Origin of the sequence: Streptomyces caeruleatus (genome assembly GCF_001514235.1) — a bacterium.
GTDB lineage: Bacteria > Actinomycetota > Actinomycetes > Streptomycetales > Streptomycetaceae > Streptomyces > Streptomyces caeruleatus.
Genome location: NZ_KQ948941.1, coordinates 84,863 through 105,142, shown reverse-complemented (window position 1 = coordinate 105,142; position 20,280 = coordinate 84,863). Strand labels below are relative to the sequence as shown.

The 20,280-nt window shown below is 71.8% G+C and carries 19 protein-coding genes and 1 pseudogene; 12 read left to right on the top strand and 8 right to left on the bottom strand.

Annotated elements, in window-relative coordinates; translation table 11 throughout:
• Position 1 precedes the first annotated feature (1 nt).
• The 5 genes from AQJ67_RS38470 to AQJ67_RS38450 all read left to right on the top strand — a co-directional run bounded on the left by AQJ67_RS38470 (position 2) and on the right by AQJ67_RS38450 (position 4,813).
• The gene (locus AQJ67_RS38470) at positions 2-526 is read left to right on the top strand and encodes a GNAT family N-acetyltransferase (protein WP_062724140.1); all 525 of its coding nucleotides are present in this window, start codon (positions 2-4) and stop codon (positions 524-526) included.
• Between the two features lie 86 nt (positions 527-612).
• Positions 613-927 carry a DUF4229 domain-containing protein gene (locus AQJ67_RS38465; protein WP_062724139.1) on the top strand — a complete coding sequence of 105 codons (315 nt, stop codon included), beginning with the start codon at positions 613-615 and terminating at the stop codon, positions 925-927.
• 139 nt (positions 928-1,066) lie between these two features.
• Positions 1,067-2,707 (top strand): SPFH domain-containing protein, encoded by a 1,641-nt coding sequence (locus AQJ67_RS38460; protein WP_062724138.1) that lies wholly within the window; start codon positions 1,067-1,069, stop codon positions 2,705-2,707.
• Positions 2,704-4,044, top strand: a complete 1,341-nt coding sequence (locus AQJ67_RS38455) for an SPFH domain-containing protein (protein WP_062724137.1) — start codon at positions 2,704-2,706, stop codon at positions 4,042-4,044. Before AQJ67_RS38460 ends, AQJ67_RS38455 begins: the two co-directional genes overlap by 4 nt.
• 70 nt (positions 4,045-4,114) lie before the next feature.
• Positions 4,115-4,813 carry a TetR/AcrR family transcriptional regulator gene (locus tag AQJ67_RS38450; protein ID WP_062724136.1) on the top strand — a complete coding sequence of 233 codons (699 nt, stop codon included), beginning with the start codon at positions 4,115-4,117 and terminating at the stop codon, positions 4,811-4,813.
• Here AQJ67_RS38450 and AQJ67_RS38445 read toward each other — a convergent pair.
• Both AQJ67_RS38445 and AQJ67_RS38440 read right to left on the bottom strand, forming a co-directional pair.
• Entirely contained in the window at positions 4,795-5,658 is an 864-nt protein-coding gene (locus AQJ67_RS38445; protein WP_062724135.1) for a MaoC/PaaZ C-terminal domain-containing protein, read from the bottom strand. The two genes, AQJ67_RS38450 and AQJ67_RS38445, sit on opposite strands and share 19 nt — an antisense overlap.
• Positions 5,658-7,097, bottom strand: a complete 1,440-nt coding sequence (locus AQJ67_RS38440) for a 3-oxoacyl-ACP reductase (protein WP_062724134.1) — start codon at positions 7,095-7,097, stop codon at positions 5,658-5,660. The genes AQJ67_RS38445 and AQJ67_RS38440 overlap by 1 nt, the downstream gene beginning before the upstream one ends.
• A gap of 85 nt (positions 7,098-7,182) precedes the next feature.
• On the opposite strand from AQJ67_RS38440, the gene AQJ67_RS38435 reads away from it, so the two are divergent.
• The 3 genes from AQJ67_RS38435 to AQJ67_RS38425 all read left to right on the top strand — a co-directional run bounded on the left by AQJ67_RS38435 (position 7,183) and on the right by AQJ67_RS38425 (position 11,952).
• On the top strand, positions 7,183-8,469 hold the full coding sequence (locus tag AQJ67_RS38435; RefSeq protein ID WP_062724133.1) for an acetyl-CoA C-acetyltransferase: 1,287 nt from the start codon (positions 7,183-7,185) through the stop codon (positions 8,467-8,469).
• 269 nt (positions 8,470-8,738) lie between these two features.
• Complete coding sequence (locus AQJ67_RS38430) at positions 8,739-10,667, top strand: AMP-dependent synthetase/ligase (RefSeq protein ID WP_062724132.1); 1,929 nt, start codon at positions 8,739-8,741, stop codon at positions 10,665-10,667.
• Between the two features lie 148 nt (positions 10,668-10,815).
• A complete protein-coding gene (locus AQJ67_RS38425; RefSeq protein ID WP_062724131.1) occupies positions 10,816-11,952 on the top strand; it encodes a sugar ABC transporter substrate-binding protein in 1,137 nt (378 codons plus the stop codon).
• On the opposite strand, the pseudogene AQJ67_RS38420 reads toward AQJ67_RS38425, so the two are convergent.
• Positions 11,894-12,403: pseudogene (locus AQJ67_RS38420) on the bottom strand (LysR family transcriptional regulator substrate-binding protein); the annotation flags it as partial. The gene AQJ67_RS38425 and the pseudogene AQJ67_RS38420 sit on opposite strands and share 59 nt — an antisense overlap.
• Before the next feature lie 111 nt (positions 12,404-12,514).
• On the opposite strand from AQJ67_RS38420, the gene kstD reads away from it, so the two are divergent.
• Positions 12,515-14,272 (top strand): 3-oxosteroid 1-dehydrogenase, encoded by a 1,758-nt coding sequence (gene kstD, locus AQJ67_RS38415; protein WP_062724129.1) that lies wholly within the window; start codon positions 12,515-12,517, stop codon positions 14,270-14,272.
• 15 nt (positions 14,273-14,287) lie between these two features.
• Here kstD and AQJ67_RS38410 read toward each other — a convergent pair whose 3' ends face one another.
• The 4 genes from AQJ67_RS38410 to AQJ67_RS38395 are packed head-to-tail and all read right to left on the bottom strand — an operon-like array spanning position 14,288 to position 16,258.
• A complete protein-coding gene (locus AQJ67_RS38410; RefSeq protein WP_062724128.1) occupies positions 14,288-14,944 on the bottom strand; it encodes a class I SAM-dependent methyltransferase in 657 nt (218 codons plus the stop codon).
• A gap of 27 nt (positions 14,945-14,971) precedes the next feature.
• A complete protein-coding gene (locus tag AQJ67_RS38405; protein WP_062724127.1) occupies positions 14,972-15,214 on the bottom strand; it encodes a glycine zipper domain-containing protein in 243 nt (80 codons plus the stop codon).
• A 25-nt stretch (positions 15,215-15,239) separates the two neighbouring features.
• The gene (locus AQJ67_RS38400; RefSeq protein ID WP_062724126.1) at positions 15,240-15,554 is read right to left on the bottom strand and encodes an AzlD domain-containing protein; all 315 of its coding nucleotides are present in this window, start codon (positions 15,552-15,554) and stop codon (positions 15,240-15,242) included.
• Positions 15,551-16,258, bottom strand: coding sequence for an AzlC family ABC transporter permease (locus tag AQJ67_RS38395; RefSeq protein ID WP_062724125.1), 708 nt, complete (start codon positions 16,256-16,258; stop codon positions 15,551-15,553). The genes AQJ67_RS38400 and AQJ67_RS38395 overlap by 4 nt, the downstream gene beginning before the upstream one ends.
• Before the next feature lie 68 nt (positions 16,259-16,326).
• On the opposite strand from AQJ67_RS38395, the gene AQJ67_RS38390 reads away from it, so the two are divergent.
• Positions 16,327-16,899 carry a helix-turn-helix domain-containing protein gene (locus tag AQJ67_RS38390; protein WP_062724209.1) on the top strand — a complete coding sequence of 191 codons (573 nt, stop codon included), beginning with the start codon at positions 16,327-16,329 and terminating at the stop codon, positions 16,897-16,899.
• 133 nt (positions 16,900-17,032) lie between these two features.
• Here AQJ67_RS38390 and AQJ67_RS38385 read toward each other — a convergent pair whose 3' ends face one another.
• Positions 17,033-17,236 (bottom strand): cold-shock protein, encoded by a 204-nt coding sequence (locus AQJ67_RS38385; protein ID WP_007490911.1) that lies wholly within the window; start codon positions 17,234-17,236, stop codon positions 17,033-17,035.
• A 347-nt stretch (positions 17,237-17,583) separates the two neighbouring features.
• Here AQJ67_RS38385 and AQJ67_RS38380 point away from each other — a divergent pair, with 347 nt between their 5' ends.
• Together AQJ67_RS38380 and AQJ67_RS38375 are read left to right on the top strand one after the other, a co-directional pair.
• Positions 17,584-18,432, top strand: a complete 849-nt coding sequence (locus AQJ67_RS38380) for a menaquinone biosynthetic enzyme MqnA/MqnD family protein (protein ID WP_062724124.1) — start codon at positions 17,584-17,586, stop codon at positions 18,430-18,432.
• 78 nt (positions 18,433-18,510) lie between these two features.
• Positions 18,511-20,241, top strand: coding sequence for a serine/threonine-protein kinase (locus AQJ67_RS38375; protein WP_062724123.1), 1,731 nt, complete (start codon positions 18,511-18,513; stop codon positions 20,239-20,241).
• Positions 20,242-20,280 lie beyond the last annotated feature (39 nt).

Here is a 20,280-nt window from a genome sequence, read left to right as displayed (position 1 = left end):
GGTGTCCCTTACTTTCACCCTCGACCCGGCCGTCACCCCCGCCCTGCGCGACGGCATCCTCGACCTGTGGACCGAAGTCTCCAACGCGGGCGGGGCCGTCGGCTTCGTGCCGCCCGTGACACGGGAGACGATCCGGCCGGAGCTGCTGCACCACCTCGCGGCGATGGCCGACGGCCGCACCAGGCTGCTGGTCGGGCGCGACGAGGCGGGCGAGGTGGTCGCGACGGCGTTCTTCACCTTCAACACCCACCGGCTGATGACCCACTGGGCCTGGCTCTACACGGTGATGGTGCACCCCCGGCACCAGGGCAAGGGCTACGGTCGCGACCTGCTGGCGGCCGCCGAGCGGGAGGCCCGCGCCTTCGACGGCATCGAGGCGCTGCGGCTCACCTGCCGGGGCGGCCTCGGCCTGGAGCGGTTCTACGGCTCCTGCGGCTACAAGGAGGTCGGCCGGATCCCGGGCGCCATCAGGGTCGAGCCGGGCGACGACCGGGACGACGTGATCATGCTGCTGCCCCTCGGCTGACGGCCCGCCGACCCCCCTGCAAGATCGAGGGCCGCGCGTGCTTCACTGGGCAACGGCCCTTTTTGGAATCGGAAGAGTGGATTGAGATGCTCCGCTACACACTGATGCGCCTCGGGATCTTCGTGGGCTGCCTCGTGGTCGTCTGGGGCCTCGTCTACTCCGGCGTCGCGCCGCGCGGCCTCGGCGACTCCAACGGCATGTGGATCGTCCTGCTCGCCCTGGTGATCTCGGCCCCGATCAGCTTCGTCGTCCTGCGCAAGGAACGTGACCGCGCGTCCGTCCAGATCGTGCAGAAGGTCGACCGCGTGAAGGCCAACCTGGAGGCCAACCGCAGCCAGGAGGACGACGTGGCCGACATGGCCGACGAGGCGACCCGGGCGCAGGGCCAGACCTCTTCCTGATACCGATCGGTAACTGTGCGGGGTACCCCCCTTACCTTTGTCCGGATCATGATGTGGGATGACTGGAACCACATCGGGCCGACCGGTGTATCACCAGTAGGACCCGCATCCAACGGGCATCGGAACACAAGGGGGAACCGTGGCACGAGCGCGCGCCAAACAGGGCGCACGACGCGTCGCCGAGGCCGTCGCCTCCGGCACCGATCCGCGGAAGGCCGCGCAGGAGGAACTGCAGCGGCAGATCGGCGGACGGGGATCGCGCGAAGGCGGCGAGGAGTACGACGCGCAGGGCTGGGCCATCGACCCGGCCGACTTCCTGGCCGCCCGGGAACAGGGCGGATCCACCGCCACCGTCATGCGCCAGAAGACGGTGCCGCTGGACGAGGCCGGGGAGGCGCTCGGCCGTAGCGAGCAGGTGCGCGAGGGCGGCGAGGTGGTGCACGCCATCTGCCCGATGGTGATCCCCAAGGGCCGCTCGATCGTCTCCATGCTGCCGGTGCTGACGCTGCTCGTGCTGAGCCTGGTGGGCGCGGCGCTCGTGGGAGCCTCCGGTGCCGACGTGCTGACCAACCCGCTGTTCGGCGTGCACTCCTGGCTCATCGCCCTGCTCGCCGTCGCCTTCGTCTGGTGGCGCCAGGGCATGGTCATGGTGCCGGACGGCTGCCAGGCGCTGATCACCCGGTTCGGCAAGCTGGAGAAGGTCGTCGGACCCGGCCGGATCGTGCTGCTGAGCCCGTGGAAGCGGGTGTCGTACATCGTCAACACCACGATCGAGTACCCGTTCAACGCGCCGGTGCGCGAGGCGCCGACCCGGGGCGGCGTGAAGGCGTCGATCGACCTGTTCATCCAGTTCCGGATCAGCGACCCCACCGAGTTCGTCTACACGCTGGGCGCGGTCCGCGGCTTCGAGGAGAAGCTGAGTAACGCGGTGAGCGAAACCATCCGCAGCCTCATCTACGAGCAGGAGGCCGCCGGGATCTACGACATGGTCGGCGAGGACACCGGCCGGCTGCTGGAACAGCTCAACCAGCAGTTCCGCCCGGCCGTCGAGCTCACCAACGCCAACATCACCCACGCCGAGCCCTCCGACCAGCGCTACCGCATGGACCTGGCGGCGCCCGAGATGGTGCGGGTCGCCAAGGAGGCGTACACCCACGAGTACGCGCTCCAGCTCCGCAAGGAGCAGGACGAGGGCGACCTCACCCGGGAACTCGCCTCCAGCCAGGAGACCCTGTCCGCGATCCAGGCCGACATCGCCCAGTACCAGGCGCAGATGGACACGGCCGTGGAGCGCGAGACCAACCGCGCCGAGGCCCTCGCCCGGCAGCGGTACGTCCAGGCCGAGTCGGAGGCCAAGGCCAACGCGGCCCTGCTGGAGGCGCAGGCCCTCGACATCCGCGCGGTGACCGCCGCGGAGGCCCCGGAGATCCTGGAGTACCGCTACCAGCAGCAGGTGCTGGACACACTGGAGCAGGTCGCCGACCACCTGCCGCGCCTGGTCCGCATCGGCGGCACCGCGGACGCGGGGATCGACTTCCTGGAGCTGGCCCGCGAACTGGTCGGCGAGCGGGGCACGGAACTGTTCACCGACGAGGACATGGCCGCCGTGCGGGCGCGTCTCCCCGAGGTGTCCGAGCGGATCGCCGCGCGCGAGGCGGAGATCGGCGCGCTGCTGGCCGCCGACCGGCCGACGGTGCCGCAGGTCCCCGAACAGCCCGCACCGGCGGGCGACGACGCCCGTGACGCCGGCTCCGACACCGCCGAGGAGACCACCCGATGAGCACCGCCCGTTCCCAGCGCAGGTCGGTCATCTCCGAGAAGGTCGCCCCCTGGGCCGACATCGCGCGGCTGCTGCGCGGCGGCGAGGCCGACACCCTGATCCCGGTCATCATCCCCCGTCACCGGCGCCGCCTGTGGTGGATGCTGCCGCTGTGGCTCGGTGTCTACGCCCTGTTCATGGGCCTGATGCTGACGCTGGGCGCGGCGGAGTCCGAGTCGGTCGCCGGGGACCTCGCCTACGGCACCCTCGCCACCCTGTCCTACGCCGGCGGCGCGGTGCTGCTGCTGATCGGCGTGCTGTGGTGGTGGCGCTCCTCGATCGTCGAGATCGAGCAGGGCACCAACGGCGTGCTGACCCGCTACGGCGCCGTCGTCCGCACCCTGGACGCCGGCCGCCACTACCTGTGGCACCCCTGGTCCCGGGTCGACTTCGTGGTCGACACGGCCACCGAGATCCCGTACTCCGCACCGGTGATGGCCTGCCCGACGCAGGAGAACGTGCCGCTGCGTTCCATCGAGTTCTTCCTGAAGTTCCGCATCAACGACGCCGTGCTGTTCGTCCGCACGATCGGCGCGGGCAACTTCGACCTGGTGCTCTCCAGCGCCGTACAGGACGCGATCCGGCAGCGGGCGCGGAAGATGCGCACCGAGCGCGCCTACGACCTGCGCGGCTCGGACGTGGCCGACATGCAGGAGCTGCTCAACCGCCAGCTCTCCGGCTACGGCGTGCGCATCACCGGCTGCAACATCCCGGACGTGCAGCTGCCGGCGCAGTACCAGCAGCACCTGGCCACCCGGGAGCGGGTCGCCAAGGAGCGCACGGCGTACGACCAGGAGTGGGGGCTCATCCGCAAGCGCCGCATCGACCAGCTGGGCATGGACATCGAGCGGGCCAAGAAGGTGCGGGACGCCCGGATCGTCGAGGTCAAGGCCGCGCTGAACCGGGCCCGTGAGGAGGTCGCCCAGCTGCTGGAGCAGCAGGAGACCAACGCCCAGCGGGTGCGGTTCGAGATCGAGACGCGGGGCCGCAGCGGTCTGATCGCCGCCGAGAACGAGGCCCGCGCCCAGCGTGCCCTCGCCAAGGCCTACCGGGACAACCGCGCGGTCCTTCAGTACGAACTGGCCCGGCGCCGCCTGGAAGTGGGCGCGAAGCTCGCCGGGAAGGCCCCGCAGCCGGTGGTCGTACGGACCGACGGCTCCGGCGCGGACACCTCCGCCCTGTCCACCCTGCTCACCGCGCAGCTGCTGCCCCGGCTGACGGCGCTGCCGTCGGGCGAGGGGCGGCCGTTGATCGACCAGGTGGCGCGGTTCGCGGACGAGGCGAGAGGCGAGGAGTAGCCGTTCGCGCGGGCGGCGATGTGTGGCGGGCCGGGTGGGATCACCCCTCCTGGCCCGTACGCTAATCGGCATGGGTGCCGTGAAGACCAAGCGGATGCCGCGCGCCGTCCGTGAGCAGCAGATGCTGGACGCCGCCGTGCGGACCTTCGGCCGACGGGGGTACATGGCCGCGTCGATGGACGAGATCGCCGAACTCGCGGGCGTCTCCAAGCCGTTGGTGTACCTGTATCTGAACTCGAAGGAAGACCTCTTCACGGCCTGCATCCGCCGGGAGGCCGCCGCGCTCACCGAGGCCGTCCGGGCCGGGGTCCGGCGTGATGTGCCGGCCGACCGGCAACTCTGGGAAGGGCTCGTCGCGTTCTTCACGCACACCGCGCAGAACCCGGACGGCTGGGCCGTTCTGCACCTCCAGGCCCGCACCCATGGGGAGCCGTTCGCCTCCGAGGTCGCCGCGATGCGCGCGGGGATCGTCGCGTTTGTGACGCAGCTGATCCTCGCGGCCGCGCGGGAGGCCCATCGCGACCCCGACCTGCCCGAGAGCGAGGTCGCGGGGCTGGCCGAGGCCCTGGTCGGCGCGGCCGAGTCCCTGGCGGACTGGGCCAACGCCACACCCGGGGTGACCGCGCGGGAGGCGGCGGCGACCCTCATGAACTTCTCCTGGTCCGGCCTCGGCAACCTCATGGCCGGCCGGCCATGGTCACCTCCGGCCCCGGCCGGGGCGGCGGCGGCCGAGGCACCTGCGGCCGCCGCTCACGAGGTGAGCGGGTAGACCTCCCCGGCCACGTGGACGCGCTCCCTGGCGCCCCGTAGCTCGAACCGCCCGCCCTCCGCCGCATAGGTCACGGTCCCCGGAAGCAGCACGGGTGCCCGGAACTCGGCTTTCACCAGCGCCCGTTCAGGAGTGCCGTGCGCGGCGAGACAGCGGGCCACCGTCCACATGCCGTGGGCGATGGCGCGCGGGAAGCCGAACAGCCGGGCGGTGAGGGGGTGGAGGTGGATGGGGTTGCGGTCACCGGAGGCGGCGCCGTAGCGGCGGCCGACGTCCCCGGCGAGACGCCACTCGGCGACCGCGGGAAGCGGCTTGGCCGGCTCGGGAGCCCTGCCCGACGCGGACGGCTCGCCGCGCCGTCCGTCCGTGCGGTGCCGGGCGAGATACCGGCTCCGTGACTCCCATACGACGGCCTCCCCGTCCCGCACCTCGGTGACCACGACGGCCTCCGTTCCCCTGCGGTGCGGCACCAGGGCGTCGATGTGCACGGACAGTTCGTACGCGCCGGTCGCCGTCAGCCGCCGGTGGCGGGTGATGCCGATGTGGGTGTGGACGAGGCCGAGCAGCGGCAGCGGGAAGTCCCGGGCGCTCATCAGCCGCATGGCCAGGGGAAAGCCGAGGACATGCGGATAGGTGACCGGCAGTGCGTCGTCGCCGGTCGCGAAGCCGCAGACCCGTTCGTAGGCCGCGAGCCGCGCGAGGTCGACGCGCAGGCCGGGCAGGACGAGCCGGGTTCGCGGGAACTCCGCGTCGGGGCTGGGTCGTTTGAAGGGGGAGAGCACAGCGCCCCGGGCGAGCAGCCCCGGCAGGGAAGGGGATCCGGTCAGGACGGTCGCGGTCGTCATCACGCCCCCAGCAGGCTCTGGCCGCACACCCGGACGACCTGCCCGTTGACCGCACCCGACTGCGGGTGCGCCAGCCAAGCCGTCGTCTCGGCGACGTCGACCGGCAGGCCGCCCTGGGCGAGGGGGTTCATGCGGCGGCCCGCCTCACGGATGATCAGGGGAATCGCGGCGGTCATCCTGGTCTCGATGAAGCCGGGCGCGACGGCGTTGACGGTCACCCCGTGCTCGGCGAGCGCACGGGGCGCGAGCGAGCGGACCAGACCGACGACACCCGCCTTGCTCGCGCCGTAGTTGGTCTGCCCGGCGTTCCCGGCCAGCCCCGCGATCGACGCCGTCGCCACGATCCGCCCGCCCCGCCGCAGCGTCCCGCTCTCCAGCAGGGCGTCCGTCGTGCGCAGCACGCTCGCCAGATTGACGTCGAGCACCGAACTCCAGCGCTCGGCGGGCATGTTGACCAGGCGCCGGTCCCGGGTGATCCCGGCGTTGTGGACCAGGATGTCCAGTCCGTCCGGCAGCGCGGCGGCGATGCGCTCGCCCGCGTCGGGTGCGGTGATGTCGAGCGCGAGGGCGGTGCCGCCGAGCCGGTCGGCCACGCGCCGGGCGTCCTGTTCGGCCTGCGGCACATCGAGCACGACGACCCGGGCGCCGTCCCTGGCCAGCGTCTCGGCGACCGCCTCACCGATACCGCGCGCGGCGCCGGTGACCAGGGCGGTGCGGCCGGTGAGGGGGCGGTCCGGGTCGGTCAGGGGGCGGTCGGGGCCGACGGGCGCCCCGCCCTCGCCGAGAGCACCGCTGTCGCGAACACCCTCGCCAAGTGCGCTCTCGCCAAGTGCGCCCTCGTCATAGCCACCCGCGTCATAGGCGCCCTCGTCATAGCCACCCGCGTCATAGGCACCCGCGCCGTAGGCACCGACCTCGATCACCTGGCCGCTGACGTAAGCCGACCTGGGGGAGAGGAGGAACCGCAGGGTGGACCCGGCGGCGCGGGCGTCCGTCAGCCGGACGAGGTTCACGGTCCTGCCGCGCCCGATCTCCTTGCCGAGCGAGCGCGTGAAGCCCTCCAGGGCCTGCTGGACGGCAGCCTGGTGATGGTCGGCGGTGTCCAGGGGCGCGCCGAGGACGATGATCCGGCCGCTCTCGGCGACGGACCGTACGACGGGGTGGAGAGCGGCGTGCACCTCGGCGAGCGTCTCCACGTCCCGTACGCCGGTGGCGTCCAGGAGCACGGCGGCCGGGTTCTCGGCGGAGGCGGTCAGGCCGAGGCCCGTGTCCGTCCACTCCAGGTCCGACTTCCCGGCCGTGAGCAGCAGCCGCTCGCCCTCCAGCGCGGGCCGCTCCGGTGACCAGCGTTTCAGCGCGGCCGGCTGCGGCAACCCCAGACGACGGGTCAGGAAGCGGCCGGGCGTCGTGCCGGTGAAGGTCAGATAGCGGTCGGCCATGTACCACTCCCAGTGCTGCTCCGGTGCTGACTCCGGAGTAAGGTTACCCGAGGTAAGTCCATGGTGACGTGAGGAGTGGGTGGAGATGAGCCCCGTGAAACCACCGTCGGTACGGCGCGTCGCGATCATCGGCGGCACCCGGATCCCGTTCGCCCGCTCCGACGGCCCGTACGCCACCGCCTCCAACCAGGACATGCTCACGGCCGTGGTCGACGGCCTGGTCGAGCGGTACGGGCTCGGCGATCCGGGCGCGGTCGGCGAGTTCGTCGCCGGGGCCGTCCTCAAACACAGCCGTGACTTCAATCTCGCCCGTGAGACGGTTCTCGGCTCGAAGCTGGACGCGCGTACGCCCGCGTACGACATCCAGCAGGCCTGCGGGACCGGTCTCCAGGCCGTCATCGCCGCCGCCAACAAGATCGCGCTCGGCCAGACCGAGTCGGCTGTCGCGGGCGGCGCGGACACGACGAGCGACGCGCCCCTCGGCGTCAACGACGAGCTGCGCCGCATCCTGTTGGAGGCGCGGCGGGCCAAGTCGCTGGGCGGGCGCGTCAAGGCGCTCACGCGCGTACGGCCCACCCACCTCGTCCCCGACATCCCGCGCAACGCCGAGCCCCGTACCGGGCTCTCGATGGGCGAGCACGCCGCCGTCACCGCCCGCGCCTGGGGCATCGCGCGTGCGGCCCAGGACGAGCTCGCGGCCGCCAGTCACCAGCGGCTGGCGGCGGCGTACGAACGCGGCTTCTTCGAGGATCTGGTCCTCCCCTTCCGGGGGCTGGCGCGCGATCAGAACCTGCGCCCCGGGTCGACGCCGGAGAAACTGGCCGCGCTGAAGCCGGTGTTCGGGCTGGACCGGCCCGACCCCACCATGACGGCGGGCAACTCGACGCCGCTGACGGACGGGGCGGCGGTCGTGCTGCTGGCGAGCGAGGAGTGGGCCGAGCGGCGCGGGCTGGAACCGCTGGCGTACCTCACCGCGTACGAGACGGCCGCCGTGGACTTCGTAGGGGGCGATGTCGCGGACGGCGAGGACGGGCTGCTGATGGCGCCGGCGTACGCGGTGCCGCGCATGCTGGAGCGCGCCGGACTCGGCCTCGCCGACTTCGACTTCGTCGAGATCCACGAGGCCTTCGCCTCCCAGGTGCTGGCCACGCTGGCGGCGTGGGAGAAGCGAGGGCTCGGCCCCGTGGACCGTGCCCGTCTGAACGTGAACGGATCCTCCCTGGCCACCGGCCACCCCTTCGCGGCGACCGGCGCGCGGATCGTGGCGACGCTGGCGAAGTCGCTGGCGGAGCAGGGCGGTTCGGGACGCGGGCTGATCTCCGTCTGCGCGGCCGGCGGGCAGGGCGTGACCGCGGTGCTGGAGCGCGGGTGACGGCCGCGACGGAGCGAAGGTAAGGAGAGGGTGAGACGAAACTGAGGGGCCCTCACATAACCCCCGACGTTGCACATACCCGGCTCCGTACCGCCGCCGAACCCGCACAACCCCCACACGCGCGAGCCGTACGATCTCCTGCCTAACCAGCGGTAACCCTTTCCGCAGGCCTCCGCATGCCTCGGCAGGTGAACGCCACGGTGCGCGAGGCACGTACGTCATGCAGCAAGCAGTGTTCTGTCGCTGCACGCCCGCCGCAGGAGCCGCCCGTGTCCACCCCGCTTCCCTCCTTCGCCCCGTCGGCCGCCTTCGACGACGCTCCGGGACCGAACCTGGTGCAGCCCGAGACGCGGCGACTGGACGGTGCCGTACGGGAGGCGTACGTACCGCCGTTCGCGCCGACGGTGACCCACGGGTCGCTCGCGGACCTGCCCTTCGACAACGCGGCGGCGGCTCCGGACGCCGTGGTCCTCAGCCGCAGGGGCGCGGACGGGCGCTGGTCGGACGTGACGGCGGCGGAGTTCGCCGAACAGGTGCAGGCGGTGGCCAAGGGGCTGGTCGCCGAGGGGCTGATGCCGGGCGACCGGATCGCGATCATGTCGCGCACGACGTACGAGTGGACGCTCCTGGACTTCGGCGCATGGGCGGCCGGACTCGTCACGGTGCCCGTCTACCCCACCTCCTCCGCCTTCCAGACACGCTGGATCCTCCAGGACTCGGGAGCGGTGGCCCTGGTCACGGAGACCGCCGCCCAGGCCGCCACCCTCGGCCCCGAACTCGACCGCGTGCCCGACCTGCGCCACATGTGGGTGATGGAGAAGGGCCATGTGGAGCGGCTGGCCGAGCACGGCAGGCAGCAGCCCGACGGGGAGGTGAGCATACGGCGCGGCATGCTGGTGCCGGACACGCTCGCGACGCTCATCTACACCTCGGGCACCACGGGCCGGCCCAAGGGCTGCGCGCTGACGCACGGCAACTTCTTCGCCGAGGTCGACAACGCGATCGAGCTCCTCTACCCGATCTTCAAGGCGAGGACGAGCGAAGAGGCCTCGGTGCTGCTCTTCCTCCCCATGTCGCACGTCTTCGGCCGCATGGTGGCGGTGGCGTGTATCCGGGCGCGGGTCCGCCTGGGCCACGCGCCGAGCCTGAAGGCGGAGAACCTGCTGCCGGACCTGGCGGCCTTCCGGCCCACTTGTCTCCTGACCATCCCCTACATGCTGGAGAAGGTCTTCAACTCCGCCCGCGCCAAGGCCGAGACAGGCGGCCGGGTGTCGTCCTTCGACCGTGCGGCGTCCGTGGCCGAGCGCTACGGCGAGGCGATGGAGGCCCGGGCGGCGGGCACGGGCGGCGGCCCGACCGCGGCGCTGAAGACCGCCCGCGCCTTCTACGACCCGCTGGTCTACCGCCGTATCCGCAACGCCATGGGCGGCCGGGTGCGGTACGCGATCTGCGGCGGCTCACCGCTCGGCCGCCGCCTCGCCGCCTTCTACACCGGCGCGGGCATCGAGATCTACGAGGGCTACGGCCTGACCGAGACGACCGGCGCCGCGACCGTCACCCCGCCCCTGAAGCCCCGTCTGGGCACGGTGGGCTGGCCCCTGCCCGGCACCCGCATCCGCATCGCCGCGGACGGCGAGGTCCTCGTCGCAGGCGACCAGGTGCTGCGCGGCTACTGGGACCCGTCGGCGGGCGGCGTGGTCCCGGCGGCGGCGGACGGCTGGCTGCCGACGGGCGACATCGGCACCCTCGACGACGAGGGCTACCTCACGATCACCGGCCGCAAGAAGGAACTCCTGATCACCGCGGGCGGCAAGAGCGTCGCCCCGGCCCCCCTGGAGAACTGGCTGCGCTCGCACCCCCTGATCTCCCAGTGCATGGTCCTGGGCGACCGCCGCCCCTACGTCGCCGCCCTGGTCACCCTGGACATGGACGGCGTAAGCCACTGGCGCCGCATGCACGGCAAGCACCCCGTGCCCGCCGAACTCCTCGTGAACGACGACGAGTTGAGGGCGATCCTCCAGCGCGCGATCGACGAGGCCAACAAACTCGTCTCCCGCCCCGAGTCGATCCGCCGCTTCGCGATCCTCCCGGCCGACTTCACCGAGACGGACGGCCATCTGACGCCGTCGATGAAGCTGCGCAGGGAAGTCGTCATGCGGGATTTCGCGACGGAGGTCGAGGGGCTGTACGAGAAGTAGCAGTCGGCACCAGCGAGTACGGAAAACGGTTGCCGTCTCGTTACGACAACTGCTTGACGTGACATGCCTGTGCCGCGTTGGCTACCGCCACCCGGGTTTGCCGCCCCCCGGTCAGCACCGCCGCTCGCCCGCTCGGAAGGCACCAGTAGTGAACGCACGTACCCCCCACATCCCCGCTGTACGCCGTGTCGCGATAGCCCTGGCCGCCTCGGCCTCGGCGTTGTCGCTCGCCGCGTGTGGTGTCGTCGACGGAATCGCGGGCGGTGACAGCTCCGAGTCGCCCAAGAAGGGCGACGACATCACGGTGGGGCTGCTGCTGCCCGACAAGGACACGGCACGCTTCGAGAAGTTCGACTACCCGCTCATCAAGAAGGAGGTCGGCACCCTCACCGACGGCAAGGGCAAGGTCGAGTACGCCAACGCCGAAGCGAGCCCGGACAGACAGAGCCAGCAGTTCCAGAAGATGATCGAGGACCAGGTCGACGTGATCCTGGTGGACGCTCTCGACGCCAAGGGCATCGCGTCGGACGTGCAGAAGGCGAAGGACGCCGGTATCCCCGTCATCGCCTACGACCGTCTCGCCCAGGGGCCGATCGACGCGTACGTCTCCCACGACAACGAACTCGTCGGCGAGGTGCAGGGCCGCGCGCTGGTCGAGGAGCTCGGTTCCAAGGCCGCCTCCAGCAAGGTCGTCATGATGAACGGCGACCCCGCCGACCCGAACACGGGCCTGGTCAAGAAGGGCGCGCTCGACGAGCTCGAGGGCGAGGTGAACATCGTCAAGCGGTACGACACCGACAAGTGGTCGCCCGAGGCGGCCAAGGCGAACATGAAGAAGGCGATTGCCGCCGTCGGGCTGAACAACATCGCCGCCGTCTACTCGGCGAGCGACGGCTTGGCGGACGGCGTCATCGACGCCTTCAAGGAGGCGGGCGCGAGCAAGATCCCGCCGGTCACCGGGCAGGACGCGAACCTGGACGCGGTGCAGCGGGTCGTCTCGGGTGAGCAGTTCATGACGGTGTACAAGTCGTTCCTGCTGGAGGCGACCAACGCCGCGAAGATCGCCGTGTACAAGGTCCAGGGCCGCGACATCGAGTTCGACGCGCTGACCCAGAACTCGGTCGACAGCCCGACCGACGAGGGCATCCCGGCGCAGCTGGTGCCGGTGGTCGCCCTCACGAAGAGCAACATCGAGGAGACGGTGATCCAGGACGACGTCTACACCGTCAAGCAGATCTGCACCCCCGAGTACGCGGCGGACTGCGCGGCGATCGGCCTGAACTAGCCGCCCGGGCTGCCCGTGTTCCCCGAGCCGCCGGACCGCCCGCTGCCCTGCGCCGGCTCTCCACCAGGTCCGCGAACGCCCGGTCCGGCGGGCTGAGCGCGTCCCAGCGGCGGACCGCCCAGCCCACGGGCAGCGGGCGCAGGGCGGGCAGCGGGATCAGCCGCAGGTCGCCGTCGCGGCCGGGGACGGGCAGGCCCGGCAGCGCGGGCAGCACCGCCCGCCCGACCCCCAGCTCGGCCAGCAGCAGCGCCGTGTCCCAGTCGGCGACGCTCGTGTCGTGCGTGAGACGGACGCCCAGCTCCGCGCAGGCGGCGTCCAGATGAGCCGCCGAGGCGGAGTTCGGCGGCAGCCGGATCAGCCGTACGTCACGCAGGTCGGCGCCGACGTCGACGTACGGCCGCCGCGCGAGCGGATCGTCGGCCCGCACCGCCAGCACCCAGGGCACTTCAACGCGCGCTTCAACTGCCGTGCTCCGCACTTGACTTCACAAGGCATCCGCGTCACATTCGCATTTCTGACACATCCTCAGAAATGCGGAGCCGTCCAGGCGGGAGCTGCCCCCATGACCACGAGCGCGCACCTTTCCCGAAGACACGTACTCGCCGCCGGCGCCGCGGGCACCGCCGCCGCCACCCTGGGGCTCACCACTGCCCGTGCTGCCGACCTGCCCCTCCTCGGCACGTACGACGTCGTGGTCGTCGGCTCCGGCGCGGCCGGCATGACCGCCGCCCTCACCGCCGCCCGGCAGGGCCTGAGCTGCGTGGTGCTGGAGAAGGCACCCACCTTCGGTGGATCCGCCGCCCGGTCCGGCGCCGGGATCTGGATCCCCAACAACTTGGTGCTGCTCGCGGCGGGCGTGCCGGACACGCCCGCGAAGGCCGCCGAGTACCTCGCCGCGGTCGTCGGCCCGGACGTCCCGGCCGAGCGGCAGCGGGCCTTTCTCGCCCACGGCCCGGCGATGCTCTCCTTCGTCATGGCTAACAGCCCGCTCCGCTTCCGCTGGATGGAGGGCTACAGCGACTACTACCCCGAGCTGCCCGGCGGCCTCCCGAACGGCCGCTCCGTCGAGCCCGACCAACTCGACGGCAACCTCCTCGGCGCGGAACTGGCGCGGCTGAACCCGCCGTACATGGACGTGCCCGCCGGCATGGTCGTCTTCAGCGCCGACTACAAGTGGCTGGCCCTGGCGGCGGTGAACGTCAAGGGCGCCGCGGTCGCCGCGGAGTGCCTCGCGCGCGGTACGGCCGCGGCACTGCGCGGGGAGAAGCCGCTGACCATGGGGCAGTCGCTGGCGGCCGGGCTACGGCTGGGGCTGCGGTCGGCCGGGGTCCCGGTGTGGCTCGGCACACCGCTCACCGACCTGTACGTCGAGGGCGGCGCCGTGAGCGGGGCGGTCGTCACCCGGGACGGCGCGCCCGGCCTGGTCCGCGCCCGCCGGGGCGTGATCGTCGGCTCGGGCGGCTTCGAGCACAACGCGGCGATGCGTGCGCAGTACCAGCGCCGGCCCATCGGCACGGACTGGACGGTCGGCGCGAAGGAGAACACCGGCGACGGCATCCGGGCCGGCCACCGGCTCGGCGCCGCCCTCGGCCTCATGGACGACGCCTGGTGGGGCCCGGCGATCCCGCTCCCCGGCCAGCCGTACTTCTGCCTGTCCGAACGCACCCTCCCCGGCGGCCTGTTGGTCAACGCGGCAGGCGCCCGGTTCGTCAACGAGGCCGCCCCCTACAGCGACGTCGTCCACACCATGTACGACGTCCAGGACACCAGCCCCGCCATCCCGTCCTGGCTGATCGTCGACCAGAACTACCGCAACCGGTACCTCTTCAAGGACGTCCTGCCGACGCTGCCCCTCCCGGCCGGCTGGTACGACTCCGGCGCCGCGCACAAGGCCTGGACCCTGGACGCGCTCGCCACCTCGATCGGCGTTCCGGCGACGGCCCTGCGCACCACCGTGGACCGCTTCAACTCCCAGGCGTGGCGCGGCAAGGACCCCGACTTCCACCGGGGCGACAGCGCCTACGACCACTACTACACGGACCCGTCCGTCCTCCCGAACTCCTGCCTGGCGCCGCTCTGGCTCCCGCCCTATCACGCCTTCCGGATCGTCCCCGGCGACCTCGGCACCAAGGGCGGCCTCGTCACGGACGCCCGTGCCCGTGTGCTGCGGGAGGACGGCTCGGTGATCCGGGGGCTGTACGCCGCCGGAAACGCGAGCGCGGCCGTCATGGGGCACAGCTACGCGGGCGCGGGCTCGACGATCGGTCCGGCGATGACGTTCGGGTACATCGCGGCGCGGGACATCGCCGGGAGCCTGTAGTCAGTCCTGGGCGGCTTACTTGCGGGCGATCAGGAACGCCTGCGGGGACGTCTCGTCGAGCGCGGGATCCGGTTCGCGGACCGTCCGGGAGACCAGGGCGAAGCCGGCCGCCGTCAGCAGGGCGACCATGTCCTCCGGGCGGCGACGCTGGAAGGTGAGCGCGACCGGGTGACCCCAGGGCTGGTCGTGGTGCCGGTGCTCGTCGCCGGCCTGGAAGGCGACGAGCAGGGGCGCGCCCGGCGCCAGCACCCGGTGGAACTCGGCGAAGAGGGCCGGGAGCCGGTCCACAGGCGTGTGGATGGAGGAGTAGAAGGACAGGGCACCGGCCAGCGAGCCGTCCGGGAGATCCAGTTCCAGCATCGAGCCCTGCTCGAAACGGAGTTCCGGGTTCTCGCGGCGGGCGATCGTGAGCATCGACTCCGACAGGTCGAGCCCGAACACGTTCAGCCCCAGCGCGGCGAGGCGCCCGGTCGTCCGGCCCGGCCCGCACCCCAGATCGGCCACCAGCCCGTCCTGGCCGGCTCCGCCCTCCTCGACGAGTTCGGCGAACACGCTCAGCAGTGCCCGCTCCAGCGGCCGGTTCACGAGCTCGTCCTGGAAGAGGGTCGCGTAGTCCTCCGCGACGGCGTCGTAGAAGGTGCGGGTGGTGGTCAGGAAGTCGGAGTCGGTCATGGCCGGGGACCCTAGCGGAGGCGGCGCCTACTCGCCTCTGTCTTCTGGCTCTGCGGCCCGCATCCGGCCGACACCCACCCCGGTGCCGACGGCGATGCCCATGCACATCCCCAGCGACAGCCCGAGGGCCAGGTTGTCGAGGACGGTCATCCCCAGGACAAGGCCGATGCTCACGCCGATGCTCAGCCCGACGGACAACCCCGTCGCAAGTTTGTTGCCCGCGGCACTGCCGCCGCTCTCCCCGTGGTTGTTCTCTTCACCGGTGCTCACCCGGCAATTCTCCCACTGGGGCCATTCATGCCAACCCTGTTGCCCGCAGCACCGCTGTGACGACCGCCGCCCCCAGCACGACCACCGGGAACGGCGCCCGCCACCACGCCAGCACACCGGCCACCAGCACCCCGGCCGGCCGCGCCCACCCTGCGAAACCGCCGCCCTCGGTCAGCGCGCCCGTCGCCAACAGGGCCACCAGCAGGACAACAGCCCCCGCCGACAGCAGCTCCTGCACCCGCGGCGACAGCACCACCCGCCCGTGCAGCACCGGCCCCACCAGCCGGAAGGCATACGTCCCCACAGCCAGCGCCAGGATCATGGCCACCGCCGCGCTCATGCCGTACGCCCCCTGCCGCGCCCGTGTCCGACGAGCCCCGCCAGTGCCACCAGCACCGGCACCCCGGCCGGCACGGCGGGCGTCACCGCCAGCGCCAGCCCGGCGCCGAGCAGCGCGCACCGCCGTACGGCCGGATTCGCGCGCAGGGCGGGCAGGACCAGGGCGACGAGGACGGCGGGGAAGGCCGCGTCCAGGCCGTAGGTGCCGGTGTCGCCGAGCGCGTCGCCGGCCAGCGCCCCGGCCAGGACGCCGAGGTTCCACACGGCGAACAGGCCGAGCCCGGAGATCCAGAACGCCGCCCGTCGCCGCGCGGGATCCGACTGGGCGAGGGCGAAGGCCACCGTCTCGTCGGTCACCAGGTGCGCGCCGAGGAGCCGGGCGAGGCGGCCCTGGCCGAGGATGTCCGCGACGGCGAGGCTGAAGGCCAGCGTGCGGGTGTTGAGCAGCAGCCCCGTGGCCGCGGCGGCCACCGGCCCGCCCCCGGCCAGCAGCACCCCGACCGCGCTGAACTGGGCCGAGCCCGCGTACACGACCAGGGACATCACCACCGGCACCCACACGGGCAGCCCGCCGGCCACCGAGATCGCGCCGAAGGAGACGCCCACGACACCGCTGGCCAGCCAGACGAGCGAGCTGTCGCGGACCAGGGAGGTGTCGAGGGAGCCGCGTGCGGGGCCCAGAGGTGTTCGGAGAAGCGAACGCATGTTTTCTACAATGGACAGCAAGAGAAGTGTTCGTCAAGGCGAACGAGCGTACCGATGGAGCGAACGCCATGTCCGACGCAGCGCCCCCGCCCTCCCGCCTGCCCCTCGACTGGATCGCGGCGTCCCTGCGGCGCGAGCGCACCCGGGCCGGGCTGTCCCTGTCCGAGCTGGCCAAGCGGGCCGGGATCGCCAAGTCCACGCTCTCCCAACTGGAGGCGGGCGGCGGGAACCCGAGCGTGGAGACGCTGTGGGCGCTGGGGGTCGCGCTCGGTGTGCCCTTCAGCGCGCTGGTGGAGCCGCCGTCGCCCGCGGTCCAGGTGATCCGGTCCGGCGAGGGGCCCACCGTCGCGTCCGAGCGGGCGGACTACGTGGCCACCCTGCTCTCGGCCAGCCCGCCAGGCGCCCGCCGGGACATCTACCACCTGCGCGCGGAACCCGGGGCCGCCCGGGAGTCGGAGCCGCACATTCCGGGCTCCGTGGAGCACCTGGTCGTCAGCACGGGGCGGCTGAAGGCGGGGCCGCGGGGGGAGGCGGTGGAGCTGGGGCCCGGGGACTACATGACGTATCGCGGGGATGTGCCGCACGCGTACGAGGCGCTGCTGCCCGGGACGACGTTCGTGCTGATCATGCAGCACGTGTGAACGCATTCACGCGCTGGGCGGGAAAAGGCAGGACGGGCGGGAAAAGGCAGGAGCCCCGTTGCCTTGCGGCACGGGGCTCCTTGGGTACTGCTATCTGTTCCGGATCAAAGCACCAGGCTCCGAGACCGAAGACTCAGACCGGGGTGACGTTCTCCGCCTGAGGACCCTTCGGGCCCTGCGTCACGTCGAAGGAGACCTGCTGGTTCTCCTCCAGCGAACGGAAACCGTTCGCGTTGATCGCGGAGTAGTGAACGAAGACGTCGGGGCCGCCGCCTTCTTGGGCGATGAAGCCAAAGCCCTTTTCGGCGTTGAACCACTTCACGGTTCCGGTAGCCATAAGCCCTCCTTGGGCCCAAAGGGTTGCCCTGCTCCAGAACCCTGCAAGTGTGAAAACAAAATGCCGCACAACTGCATACGTCTGAAAACGACGAGAGCCCGCGGTTACATGCTCCGCAGGCTCTGTACTGCAAGGGAAACCAAACTGCAACTTGCGACGAGCCTAGCACGCAGGCAGCCGAAAGCAATAGAGGTCAAGATCACGTCACTCGGATGTTTGAAGATCAAGTGTCGGCTTGACGGAAAGATCCCGTGTCGGCTTGACGAGCCGGGGGTTAACGGTGGTTGTGACGGAGGTGTCACGACCCAGGAGGCTGCACGCTACCCCATGGGGTCTACTGTCGCGATGTGGACAATTCTCGCACCCGGCCGCGCGTAGGCCACATCCAGTTCCTGAACTGCCTGCCCCTTTACTGGGGGCTCGCGAGAACGGGCACGCTCCTCGACTTCGAGCTGACCAAGGACACCCCGGAGAAGCTCAGCGAGCAGCTCGTGCGCGGCGACCTCGACATCGGGCCGATCACCCTCGTCGAGTTCCTGCGCAACGCCGACGACCTGGTCGCCTTCCCCGACATCGCGGTCGGCTGCGACGGCCCCGTGATGTCCTGCGTGATCGTCTCGCAGGTCCCGCTGGACGAACTGGACGGGGCCAGGGTCGCCCTCGGCTCCACCTCGCGCACCTCGGTCCGCCTGGCCCAGCTGCTGCTGGCCGAGCGCTACGGCGTGAGCCCCGACTACTACACCTGCCCGCCCGACCTCAGCCTGATGATGCAGGAGGCGGAGGCGGCCGTACTCATCGGAGACGCCGCGCTGCGGGCCAACCTCCTCGACGGCCCGCGCTACGGCCTCGAAGTGCACGACCTCGGCGCGCTCTGGAAGGAGTGGACCGGGCTGCCGTTCGTCTTCGCGGTCTGGGCGGTGCGCCGGGACTACCTGGAGCGCGAGCCGGTCATCACCCGCAAGGTCCACGAGGCCTTCCTCGACTCCCGCAACCTCTCCCTGGAGGAGGTCGGCAAGGTCGCCGAGCAGGCGGCCCGCTGGGAGGCCTTCGACGAGGCGATCCTGGAGCGCTACTTCACGACCCTCGACTTCCGCTTCGGCGGCCCGCAGCTGGAGGCCGTCGCGGAGTTCGCGCGCAGGGTGGGGCCGACCACGGGATTCCCGGCGGATGTGAAGGTGGATCTGCTCCAGCCGTAAAGGCGGGGGTGCTCGCGCACTAACCTGCTGGAGGGTTTTACCGGCGTGATGAGCCGTACGGGGGAAGGGTGGAGGCCGATGCAGCCGCTCGGAGTTGACGAGCCCACCGCCATCGGACCGTACCGGCTGCTCGGCCGGCTCGGCTCCGGCGGCATGGGCCGGGTGTACCTGGGACGCAGCGCGGGTGGCCGTACGGTCGCGGTCAAGATCGTGCATCCGCACTTCGCGCTGGACGAGGAGTTCCGGGCCCGCTTCCGCCGGGAGGTGGAGTCGGCGCGGCGGGTGGGCGGCGCGTGGACGGCGCCCGTGCTGGACGCCGATCCGGAAGCGGCGGTGCCGTGGGTGGCCACGGGGTACGCGGCGGGTCCCTCGCTGGCCGCCGCGGTCGCGGACTCGGGCGCACTGCCCGCCCATTCCGTACGGGCGCTGGGCGCCGGGCTGGCCGAGGCGCTGGCGGCCGTGCACGAACTGGGTCTTGTGCACCGGGACGTGAAGCCGTCGAACGTCCTGCTGACGCTGGACGGCCCGCTGCTGATCGACTTCGGTATCGCCCGGGCCACGGACGGCACCGCGTCCCTGACGTCGACCGGCGTCTCCATCGGCTCCCCCGGCTACATGTCGCCCGAGCAGATCCTCGGCAAGGGCGTCACGGGAGCGGCGGACGTCTTCTCGCTGGGCGCCGTGCTGGCGTACGCGGCGACCGGGGCGCCGCCGTTCCCCGGGGACTCGTCGGCGGCACTGCTGTACAAGGTCGTGCACGAGGAGCCCGAACTCGGTCCGCTGGACGGTTCGCTGGGCGGCGAGGTGCGCGAGCTGGTGGAGGCCTGCCTGGCCAAGGAGCCGGGCGCGCGGCCCACCCCGGCCGAGCTGGCGCGACGGCTGGCTCCGGACGGGGCGGCCCGGCTGGTGGCGGGCGGGTGGCTGCCCGGCGGGCTGGTCGAGCAGGTCAGCCGCAGTGCCGTGCGGCTGCTGAACCTGGACGCGGCCGACACCGGGGCGGAGGTCGTCTCGGGGCCGGTGGCGTTCAGCCGGCCGGCGGCGGTGGGGGAGTTCGGGCCGCCGCCGGTGATGCCCGGGGTGCCCGTGGGGGGCGCTGCTGTGCCTGAGACCGCGCCGCCGGTGGTCGTGCCCGAACCACGCGATGCCGTACCGCGCGATGTCGTACCGCGCCATGCCGTACCGCGGGACACGGCCCCCGCCTCCGGCTCCGGTGACCGGCCCGGGAAGCTTTCCCTCTCGGTCGCGGCGGTCTCGACGCCGGGGGAGGGCGGCCGTGGGCGACGGATGAGCTGCACCGTGGCGCTCGCGGTGGCGGGGGCGTTGGCCGCGGTGACGGTGGGGACCGTGTTCGTGTTCGAGCTGCTGCCGGGCGAGGGCAAGGACACCAACGCCGGTTCCGATGCCCCCGCGCCCGCGGCGCCGGATGACGGTGTCTCCGGCGCACCGGTCGAAAGCGACGTGCCCACCCGCTATGTCGGCACCTGGGAGGGCAAGGCCAACGCCCTGAACGGCGCCCTGCCGGCCGGTACCTTCCGGCTCACCGTGCACAAGGCCACCATCGGCGAGGAGGTGGGCACCCTCCGGGCGACGGACCTGCTCGGCCTCGCCTGCAACGACGTACTGACCCTGAAGAAGGTCACGGCGAAGGAGCTCGTCGTCACGTCCGTGGGCCGGAAGACCAACCACGCCGGCTGCAACCCGAAACCGCACACCGTCCGGATCACGCCGACCGGCGACGACCTGCTGTACCGGTCCGAGAGTGACGCGGAGGGGAATCCCGAGGCGCGGTTGTCGAAGGTCGACGACTAGCGAGGCCCAAGGTCCAGGAGCGGTGGCAACTCCCGTAAC